Below are 8,742 nucleotides of genomic sequence, written 5' to 3'. Positions count from 1 at the left end.
CACCGGCCACAGTCCCCGCCGCCTAGCCCTTCCCGCTCCCGCCGCGCCAGACAAATACCTCGTCCGGCGCAAACCCATCCCGGTCATAGCCGGCGGCGCAGAACGTCCCCCCCTGGTAGCGAGCCGACACCGGGTCCGCTTCCGACGCCCCAGACACTACCACCCCGGCAAAGGCTTCCGCCTCATCCACCGGCTCGCCGCCGATCACCTCGTTGCGCCGCCACCACGACCGCGCATTCCTCGACACACCCCACGCAATCCGGCACCCAAGAGCCGAACACCCCAGGCCACCCTCAATAATCCCTGCCAGATCACAATGGCTCAGCCACGTCGACAAATGGCGCACATCGGTTGGTTGCTCGATACAACTGCCGATGCGGATCGACAGGCTCTCCAGCCCGTGCTTGTCCCAGTAAAGCCGAGCCAGCAACTCGCCATAGGCCTTGCTCAGCCCGTAATAGCCGTCCGGGCGCAGGTCGCAGTCCTCGTCCAGCAGCACGCCGCGGCGGTGAAAGCCGATGGCATGGTTCGAGGACGCGAAGATCACCCGCGCCCGACCGGCCCGGGCGAGGTCGAATATGTGATGCGTGCCGAGGATGTTCGGCCCGAGAATGGCGTCGAAATCCTGTTCGGTCGAGGCTGCACCGAAATGCACGATCGCGGCGAAATCGGTGCCGAGCCGGCCCACCGCTTCGCGATCGGCGAGGTCGGCGGCCTGAAAACGACTATTCGGCGGCAGATCGTAAGCCGGCTCCACGATATCGCTCAATACCATCGGGCGATCGGCGCGCGCGAGCCTCGCCGCCAGCACGCGACCGAGCGCGCCGGAGGCGCCGGTGAGCAGCAGCGGGCGGATCTCCGTCGGTTCGGTCATGGTGCATCCTCGAACAGGGTTATCGGCACCCCGGCGACGCCGATGTCCAGCGCCAGCACGCCGCCGGAGGCCGGCGCATCGGCCAGCTTCTGCGGAGATATCCCCTTGCGCAGGCTGGTGAGGTAGAGCGTGCCCAGCCCCGAACCGCCGAAGCAGGGCATGGTCGGCGCCGGCAGCGGCAGCGCGATCCTGCGCACCAGTTGACCGTCGGCATCGAAGCCGTTGAGGCAGCCGGCCGAGACGCCGCAGCTCCAATAGAGTCCGTCGCGGCCGCAGGCGCCGCCATCCGGACGGCCCTCGGCCTCGGACATTTCGCGCAGGCGCCGACGGGCGGAAAGCGCGCCGCTGGACGGGTCGAAATCCCAGCGGTCGATCCAGGGGCCGCGGGAATCGGTATGAAACATGCCGCGCCCGTCCCCGGTCCAAGCCAACCCGTTGGAAACCTTGAAGCCGTCGAGCTTCCGCTCGACGCGGCCATCGGCGGTCACGCGATAGAGAACGGCTTCGGGCCGTTGCCGCTCCGGGGCCACATCGTGCATGGACCCGACCCAGAAGGCGCCGTCCGGACCGACCTTGCCGTCATTCAGCCGGAACTCCGGGAAACGCGGTTCGAGTACGGCCAGCAGCCTGTGCTTGCCGGTCTCGGCATCGAGCAGCCGAACCTCGCCGCCGACGGCCACCACCAGCCGGCCGGAGCGGGCGAGGCCGAGACTGCCGACCGGCGCCGGAAAATCCCACCTGCGGATCGCGCCGCTGGCAATGTCGAGACGGAACACCGTGCCAGCCGGAATATCGACCCAGAACAGGGCCTGCCGACCGGCATCCCACAGCGGGGATTCGCCGATCTCGCAGCGGCTGTCGACGATCAGCCGCGCTGAGGTTTCCACATCCATGACCGGCCTCAGCGCGCGAGCCAGCCGCCATCGACCGGCACCACCGCTCCCGTCACATAGGAGGATGCCGGGGCGGCGAGGAACAGCAAGGCCGTTTTCAGGTCATCGGGCATACCCCAGCGGCCGGCCGGGATGCGTTCGAGAATTTGCCGGCTACGTACCGGATCGGCACGCAGCGCCTCGGTGTTGTCGGTCTCGATATAGCCGGGGGCGATCGCGTTCACGGTGATGCCCTTGCCGGCGAGCTCGTTGGCCATCAGCCGGGTGAGGCCGACAATGCCATGCTTGCTGGCGGTGTAGGAAGGCACGCGAATGCCGCCCTGGAAGGAGAGCAACGAGGCGATGTTGACGATGCGGCCCTGGATTTCGCGGGCGATCCAGTCGCGCGCCACCGACTGGGAGAGAAAGAACACGCTCTTGAGATTGATCGCCATGACCGCGTCCCAGTCCGCCTCGGTGAAATCGATGAGGTCGGCGCGGCGGATGATGCCGGCATTGTTGACGAGAATATCCGGCGCCCCGAAATCCTCGGCGATCCCTGCCAGCATCACGGCGAAGTCGCCGCCGGCTTCGAGATCGCGAACGATCTCGTGGAAGCGCGCGCCCCGGCTTTCCACGGCGCGGCGGGTTTCCGGCATGGCGCGCGATCCGAGGCCAATGATGTCGGCGCCGGCTTCGGCCAGCGTTTCGGCGAGCGCACGGCCGATGCCGGTGCGGGCGCCGGTCACCAGCGCGGTCTTGCCGCCGAGGTCGAACAGGCCGGTAAGGTTTCGCGCCGTCTGGCTCATTTCAGCTCTCCCATCGGCACGAAATCCATGTCGGCGAAGGACTGGTTGTCCCCGGCCATCGCCCAGATGAAGGCATAGGAGCCGGTGCCGGCGCCGGAGTGGATCGACCATGGCGGCGACAGCACCGCCTGCTGGTTGCGCACCACCAGGTGGCGGGTCTCCTCCGGCCGGCCCATCAGGTGCAGTATGAAGCTGTCCCTCGGCACCTCGAAATAGAAATAGGATTCCATGCGCCGGTCATGGGTATGGGCCGGCATGGTGTTCCACACGCTGCCGCCCTCGAGCCGGGTGAGCCCCATGACGATCTGGCAGGTCGGCAGCACGCCGGGGTGCAGATATTTGAAGATGGTGCGTTGGTTGGACGTCTCCAGCGCGCCGAGCGGCTGCGGCGACGCCTCGGCCTGACGCACCACCCGGCTGGGATGGCGTTGATGCGCCGGCGCGGAATTGGCGTAGAAGCGGGCCGGCCGGGCGGAATCGAGGTTCTCGAAGCTCACCTCGCGTGCGCCCCTGCCGAGATAGAGGGCTTCCTGCGTCTCCACGACGAAGACCTCGCCATCGGCGGTCACTTTCAACGGCCCGGCGCCGACATTGATGCCGCCGAGTTCACGCCGTTCGAGAAAATAATCGGCACCCGCGACCTTCGCCAACGCCGCGTCCAGGGTCAGCGCATCGGCGGCGGGGGCGATGCCGAGCACGATCATGCGGTCATAGTGCGAATAGGTGGCGCGGACGGCGCCGCTCTCGAACACGGTGTCGATCAGAAAATGTCGGCGCAGGCCGGCCGTATCCAGCGCTTCGGCCTGATCCGGATGGATGGCGTGACGGATATCCATAGGTTCTCTCCCGGGGCATGTCGGACCGTTGGCCGGCCCTGTCGATGGGTCAGATGAACAGGTCGGAATGGGCCGCGCGCACCTGCGGCAAGGCTTTCAGGATTTCCGACAGGTGTGTCTTCAGCTCCGCCTCGGCGCGGTCGGGGTCGCGCGCGTCGATGCCGGCGAGGATGGCGCGATGCTGCTCGACCAGCCGCGGCAGCGCCGTCGCCGAAGGCAGGGTCAGGTGGCACACCCGGTCCATATGCGCCTTGATGTCATCGATCACCGACCAGGCGGTCGGGCAGCCGGCGCCCTCGGCAAGGGCGGCGTGGAAGCGCTCGTCGGCGCGCTGGAACTCATAATGCTGGCCGGCCTCGGCGGCGACCTGCTGGGCGTCGAGGTAGAAGTCGATACGGGTACGCACGCGGGCATCGAAGCGCTCGCAGGCGCGGCGCACCACGCCGGCCTCCAGCGTTTCGCGGATGAAGCGGGCCTCCAGCATGCGGTCGAGCGAGATCTTGACCACGAACGTGCCGCGCCGCGGCAGGATCTCGACCAGGCCGGCACGGGCCAGCGCGATGAACGCCTCGCGCACCGGCTGGCGCGACACCGCGTAACGCTCGGCGATCTCCTGCTCGGACAGCGGCGAGCCGGGCTGGATATCCAGCGTGATGATGGCCTTGCGGATCTCGCGCTCGATGCGACGCGCGCTGCTCTCCGCAATCTCGCCGGCCTCCACATTCACCTTGAGCCACTCCCGATGCGGTTTCGATTGGTGCTTGACGTTCTACCATACTAGAGGCAGTATCTACCATACCAAAAACGAAGAAAGCATTGCGGGAAGGCTCAAATGCCCAGCACGGCAGAGGAATTTGTCGCGGCGCGGCGCGAGGCGCGCGCCTTGGCGGGGTTTCCGGGAGTGCTGCCGGACAGTTTGTCGGCGGCCTATGCGGTGCAGGAGGAAACGTTGCGGCTGACTCCACGCCGCCTCGCCGGCTGGAAGGTGGCGGGCATCCCTCCGGCGTTTCGGGAACGCTACGACGCGCCGCGCCTCGTCGGGCCGGTTTTCGCCGATGCGGTGCAACAGGTCGAGGACGGCGGCAGCGTCGAGGTGTTCGTCTATCGGGGCGGATTCGCCGCGATCGAAGCCGAATTCGTGGTGCGGCTCACGGCGGACGCGCCGGAAGGGCTGGTGGCGGCGGCGGAGATTCCCGGCTTTGCCACGCTGCATGCCGGCTCGGAGATCGCCTCCAGCCCGCTCGCCAGCATCAATGATCTCGGCCCCGGTGCCGTGATTTCCGATCACGGCAACAATGCCGGCGCCCTCATCGGCCCGGCGATCCCGCCGCCAGCCGACGGCGATTGGGAGCGGCTGATTTCCCGCACCTTGATCGGCGGCGAATGCGTGGGGGAGGGCAGCGCGGCGCGTGTCGCCGGCGGTCCCTACGAATCCGTCGCCTTCCTCATCGCCCAGCTTGCGAGCCGCGGACGGCGGCTGAAGGCTGGCGACATCGTGCTTACCGGCATGACCACCGGCGTGCACGATGTGCGCATCGGTGACGAGGCCCGCATCGAGTTTCCCGGCGTCGGCGGCTTCGGCCTCCGCGTCAAGGCGCGTGCGTCGGAGCGATCCGCCGCCGCGTGATGGTATGCCGCCCGGCGGCGACAACACCAATGACGGCAGAAAATGCCGCTTGTGATCCTAGGAGGACAACGCCAATGAACTTCGCACGCATGCTTTGCGTCGCCGGCGCCTTTGCGCTCGCCCCGGTCATGCTGGCGCCGATGGGCGCCAGCGCCCAGACGGTGCTGCGCTCCGCCGACATCCATCCCGACGGCTACCCCACCGTCGAGGCGGTGAAATATATGGGTGAGCTGGTCAAGCAGCGCAGCAATGGCCGGCTCGACATCCAGGTGTTCAACAATGCCGCGCTCGGCAGCGAGAAGGACACCATCGAGCAGACCCGCTTCGGCGTCATCGACATGAACCGCGTGAACACCGCGCCGTTCAACAATCTGGTGCCGCAGACCCAGGTGCTCGGCCTGCCGTTCCTGTTCCGCTCCGTCGATCACATGCACAAGGTGGTGGACGGTCCGATCGGCGACGAGATCCTCGCCGCCTTCGAGCCGCACGGCCTGGTTGGCCTCGCCTTCTACGATTCCGGCGCCCGCAGCTTCTACACCACCAAGAAGCCGATCAAGTCGGTGGCCGATCTCAAGGGCATGAAGATCCGGGTCCAGCAGTCGGACCTGTGGATCGCGATGATGAAGGCGTTCGGCGCCAATGCGACGCCGATGCCGTTCGGCGAGGTCTATTCCTCGCTGGAGACGGGCGTGGTCGATGGCGCCGAGAACAACTGGCCGTCCTATGAATCCTCGCGCCATTTCGAGGTGGCGAAGAACTACACGCTGACCGAGCATTCGCTGGCCCCCGAGGCGCTGGTGATCTCTAAGGTGAGCTGGGACAAGCTCTCGCCCGACGACCAGAAGCTGCTGCGCCAGGCCGCCAGGGATTCGGTCGGCAAGATGCGCGAATTGTGGCTGGCGCGCGAGAAGGCGTCGGAGGAGAAGGTCCGCAACGCCGGCGTGAAGGTTCTCACCGTCGACAAGACGCCCTTCATCGAGGCGATGAAGCCGGTCTATGACAGCTTCGTCACCGATCCGAAGATGAAGGATCTGGTCACCCGCATCCAGGCCGTCCAATGAGCGCGCCGCTCACCCCGGTCAAGGCCGGTTGGTCCGCTTCCGCCAATGGCGCGGAGCGGGCCGAAGCGCCCGCCGGCGGGCATCAGACCGGAGGCACCATGCCGTCGCTTCTCCTCCTCCGCCGGGTATTGGGACTGCTGTCCCGGGTGTCGCTGTGGATCGCCGGCGCCCTGCTGGTGTTCATGACCGGCGTTGTTGGCTGGCAGGTGTTCGGCCGCTACATGCTGAACGACACGCCCAATTGGGCCGAGCCGCTGTCGCTGCAGTTCATGAGCTGGTTCATTCTGCTCGGCGCCGCCGTCGGGGTGCGCGACAGCGTGCATCTCGGGCTCGACCTGGTCCACCATGTCTCGCCGTCCTGGGCGCAGAAGGCGATGGATCTGGTGAGCCTGACCCTAGTGGCCGCCTTCGGCGTCGCCATGGCCTGGTACGGCGCCAAGCTCGCCATCGGCACCTGGACGGCGACCATTCCCGTGCTGGGCTGGCCGGGCGGGGTGGACTTCTTCCCGCTGGTGCTGGGCGGAATCCTCATCGCGCTGTTCGCCGCCGAACGCCTCGTCGATACCATGCTCGGCGTCGAGATCGTCGCCGACACCGCGACACCGGAGGTGGTGTGATGGCGCATTTCGTCCTGTTCGGCAGCTTCGTCGCGCTGATGGCGATCGGCACCCCCATCGCCTTCTGCCTCGGCATCTCGTCGCTGGCCACCGTGCTCTATATGGGCCTGCCGGCCATCGTGGTGTTCCAGCAGCTGAATTCCGGCATCAACGTCTTCGCGATGATGGCGATCCCGTTCTTCATCTTCGCCGGCGACCTGATGGTGCGCGGCGGCATTGCCGTGCGGCTCATCCGCTTCGCCGCCGGCCTGGTCGGCCATCTGCGCGGCGGGCTGGGGCAGGTGAACATCGTCGCCTCGACGCTGTTCGGCGGCATTTCCGGCTCGGCGGTGGCGGATGCGTCGGCGGTCGGCGGGCTGATGATCCCACAAATGGCCAAGCGCGGCTATGATCGCGACTACGCCGTCAATGTCACGGTGAACGCGGCGATCATCGCGCTGATGATCCCGCCCTCGCACAACATGATCCTCTATTCCATCGCGGCGGGCGGCAATGTCTCGGTGGCGGACCTGTTCACCGCCGGGGTGGTGCCGGGCCTGCTGCTGGCGCTGGCGCTGATGGTCACCGCCTGGTGGGTGGCGAAGCGGCGCGGCTATCCTTCCGAGCCGTTTCCCGGCTTCGCGCGGCTGGGCTTCTTCTTCCTGTCCTCGCTGCCCGGCCTGCTGCTGATCGGCATCATCTTCGGCGGCGTGCGCTCGGGCGTGTTCACCGCGACGGAGAGTTCCTGCATCGCCGTGCTCTACGCCCTGCTGGTGGCGGTGCTAGTCTATCGCGAGCTGGATTGGGCGGGCTTCGTCGAGGCGACGCTGGGCGCGGTGCGCACCACCGCCATGGTGCTGCTGGTGATCGGAGCCGCCGCCTCGTTCGGCTGGCTGATGGCCTATCTCCAGGTGCAGCAGTCGACCATCGCGCTGATCCGGTCGATCTCCGAAGACCCGATCATGGTGCTGCTGCTGATCAATGTCGTGCTCCTGTTCCTCGGCACCTTCATGGACATGGCGCCGATGATCATCATCTGCACGCCGGTGCTGCTGCCGGTGGTGAAGGCCTTCGGCATCGATCCGGTGCATTTCGGTGTGGTGATGATCCTGAATGCCGGCATCGGGCTGAACACGCCACCGGTCGGAACGGTGCTGTTCGTCGGCTGCGCGGTGGGCGGCATTTCGATCCGCGAGGCGATGCGCACCATCTGGCCGTTCTTCGGGGCGAGCGTGGCGGTGCTGATGCTGGTCACCTATGTGCCGGCGCTGTCGCTCTGGCTGCCGGCCATGTTCCGCTGAGCGGGAGGCACCTTAGGCGGCGCTGGCGAGACGATGCCTTGGAGGCCGCCTATTCGGCGGCCTCTTCCGTTCGATGGCAGGAGGCTCCCGCTCCATGCTCTTCGATCACATGCCGGCGCAGCGAATCCCGCACCGAGGCGAGGATTTCCTCGGAAAGCGCCGGGTCGGTCGAGGACAGGCCGCGTGCCAGGGTGATTGCCCCGACCATGGAGGCCATCAGGGTGATCGAATCGGCATGGCGTTCCTCCGGCGTGCCGCCCGGGGGCAGCAGTTCGGCGATACGCCCCAGTTGATGGCGCAGCCCGTCGGCATACTGGGTCTGCACATGTTCCGGCTGCCGGGCGATCTCGGCGCCGAAAGCGGACATCGGGCATCCCTTGGAAGGCTCGTCGCGATGGTGGATCGAGACATAGCGCTCGATAACCGACCACAGGTTGGGAACCTCGTTCCACTTGGCACGGCTTTTCAGAAAGGCGTCGCGGCAGGCCTCCTCGGCCAAATGCGCCTTGGAGCGGAAATGGCCGTAGAAGGCGCCGTGGGTCAGTCCGCTCGCCTGCATGATCTCGGCAACCCCGACATCGCCGAAGCCGCGCTCCCGAAACAGCCGCGAGGCGGTATCGAGGATCGTGCGCCGATGTTCGGCGACCTTTTCACGGGTAACGCGCAATTTCTGTTCACCTCCGTCGGGTCCACCGACCCCACCGGCTCCGCCCCTCTCTTGTAAACACCATTTTTTATTCATGATGCAAATCAGAGAAGCTGCGTA

General features: G+C 66.8%; 10 protein-coding genes. 4 read left to right on the top strand and 6 right to left on the bottom strand.

Annotation, left to right across the window (positions count from 1 at the left end):
* Positions 1–22: 22 nt before the first annotated feature.
* The 5 genes from J2X65_RS25370 to J2X65_RS25350 are packed head-to-tail and all read right to left on the bottom strand — an operon-like array spanning position 23 to position 4,118.
* Positions 23–874 (bottom strand): NAD(P)-dependent oxidoreductase, encoded by an 852-nt coding sequence (locus J2X65_RS25370; RefSeq protein WP_310207827.1) that lies wholly within the window; start codon positions 872–874, stop codon positions 23–25.
* Positions 871–1,767 (bottom strand): SMP-30/gluconolactonase/LRE family protein, encoded by an 897-nt coding sequence (locus tag J2X65_RS25365; protein ID WP_310207824.1) that lies wholly within the window; start codon positions 1,765–1,767, stop codon positions 871–873. Before J2X65_RS25365 ends, J2X65_RS25370 begins: the two co-directional genes overlap by 4 nt.
* 8 nt (positions 1,768–1,775) lie before the next feature.
* The gene (gene kduD, locus J2X65_RS25360) at positions 1,776–2,555 is read right to left on the bottom strand and encodes a 2-dehydro-3-deoxy-D-gluconate 5-dehydrogenase KduD (RefSeq protein WP_310207822.1); all 780 of its coding nucleotides are present in this window, start codon (positions 2,553–2,555) and stop codon (positions 1,776–1,778) included.
* Positions 2,552–3,391, bottom strand: a complete 840-nt coding sequence (kduI, locus tag J2X65_RS25355) for a 5-dehydro-4-deoxy-D-glucuronate isomerase (protein WP_310207820.1) — start codon at positions 3,389–3,391, stop codon at positions 2,552–2,554. Before kduI ends, kduD begins: the two co-directional genes overlap by 4 nt.
* A 49-nt stretch (positions 3,392–3,440) precedes the next feature.
* Complete coding sequence (locus tag J2X65_RS25350) at positions 3,441–4,118, bottom strand: GntR family transcriptional regulator (RefSeq protein WP_310207818.1); 678 nt, start codon at positions 4,116–4,118, stop codon at positions 3,441–3,443.
* Positions 4,119–4,223: 105 nt separating this feature from the next.
* Between J2X65_RS25350 and J2X65_RS25345 the strand changes: the two genes are divergently transcribed.
* From J2X65_RS25345 to J2X65_RS25330, 4 genes are all read left to right on the top strand, one after another.
* On the top strand, positions 4,224–5,018 hold the full coding sequence (locus J2X65_RS25345) for a fumarylacetoacetate hydrolase family protein (RefSeq protein WP_310207814.1): 795 nt from the start codon (positions 4,224–4,226) through the stop codon (positions 5,016–5,018).
* Between the two features lie 74 nt (positions 5,019–5,092).
* On the top strand, positions 5,093–6,079 hold the full coding sequence (locus J2X65_RS25340) for a TRAP transporter substrate-binding protein (protein ID WP_310207811.1): 987 nt from the start codon (positions 5,093–5,095) through the stop codon (positions 6,077–6,079).
* A 98-nt stretch (positions 6,080–6,177) separates the two neighbouring features.
* On the top strand, positions 6,178–6,696 hold the full coding sequence (locus tag J2X65_RS25335) for a TRAP transporter small permease (protein WP_310207808.1): 519 nt from the start codon (positions 6,178–6,180) through the stop codon (positions 6,694–6,696).
* Positions 6,696–7,976, top strand: a complete 1,281-nt coding sequence (locus J2X65_RS25330) for a TRAP transporter large permease (RefSeq protein WP_310207805.1) — start codon at positions 6,696–6,698, stop codon at positions 7,974–7,976. Before J2X65_RS25335 ends, J2X65_RS25330 begins: the two co-directional genes overlap by 1 nt.
* A 49-nt stretch (positions 7,977–8,025) precedes the next feature.
* Here the strand turns inward: J2X65_RS25330 and J2X65_RS25325 are convergent, their stop codons facing one another.
* Positions 8,026–8,643: a TetR/AcrR family transcriptional regulator gene (locus tag J2X65_RS25325; protein ID WP_310207802.1), complete on the bottom strand. Its 618-nt coding sequence runs from the start codon at positions 8,641–8,643 to the stop codon at positions 8,026–8,028.
* Between the last annotated feature and the right edge of the window lie 99 nt (positions 8,644–8,742).

Origin of the sequence: Ancylobacter sp. 3268, assembly GCF_031456575.1 — a bacterium.
GTDB lineage: Bacteria > Pseudomonadota > Alphaproteobacteria > Rhizobiales > Xanthobacteraceae > Ancylobacter.
The sequence above is the reverse complement of the archived record's forward strand: the minus strand, read 5'-3'. Positions and strand labels throughout refer to the sequence as shown.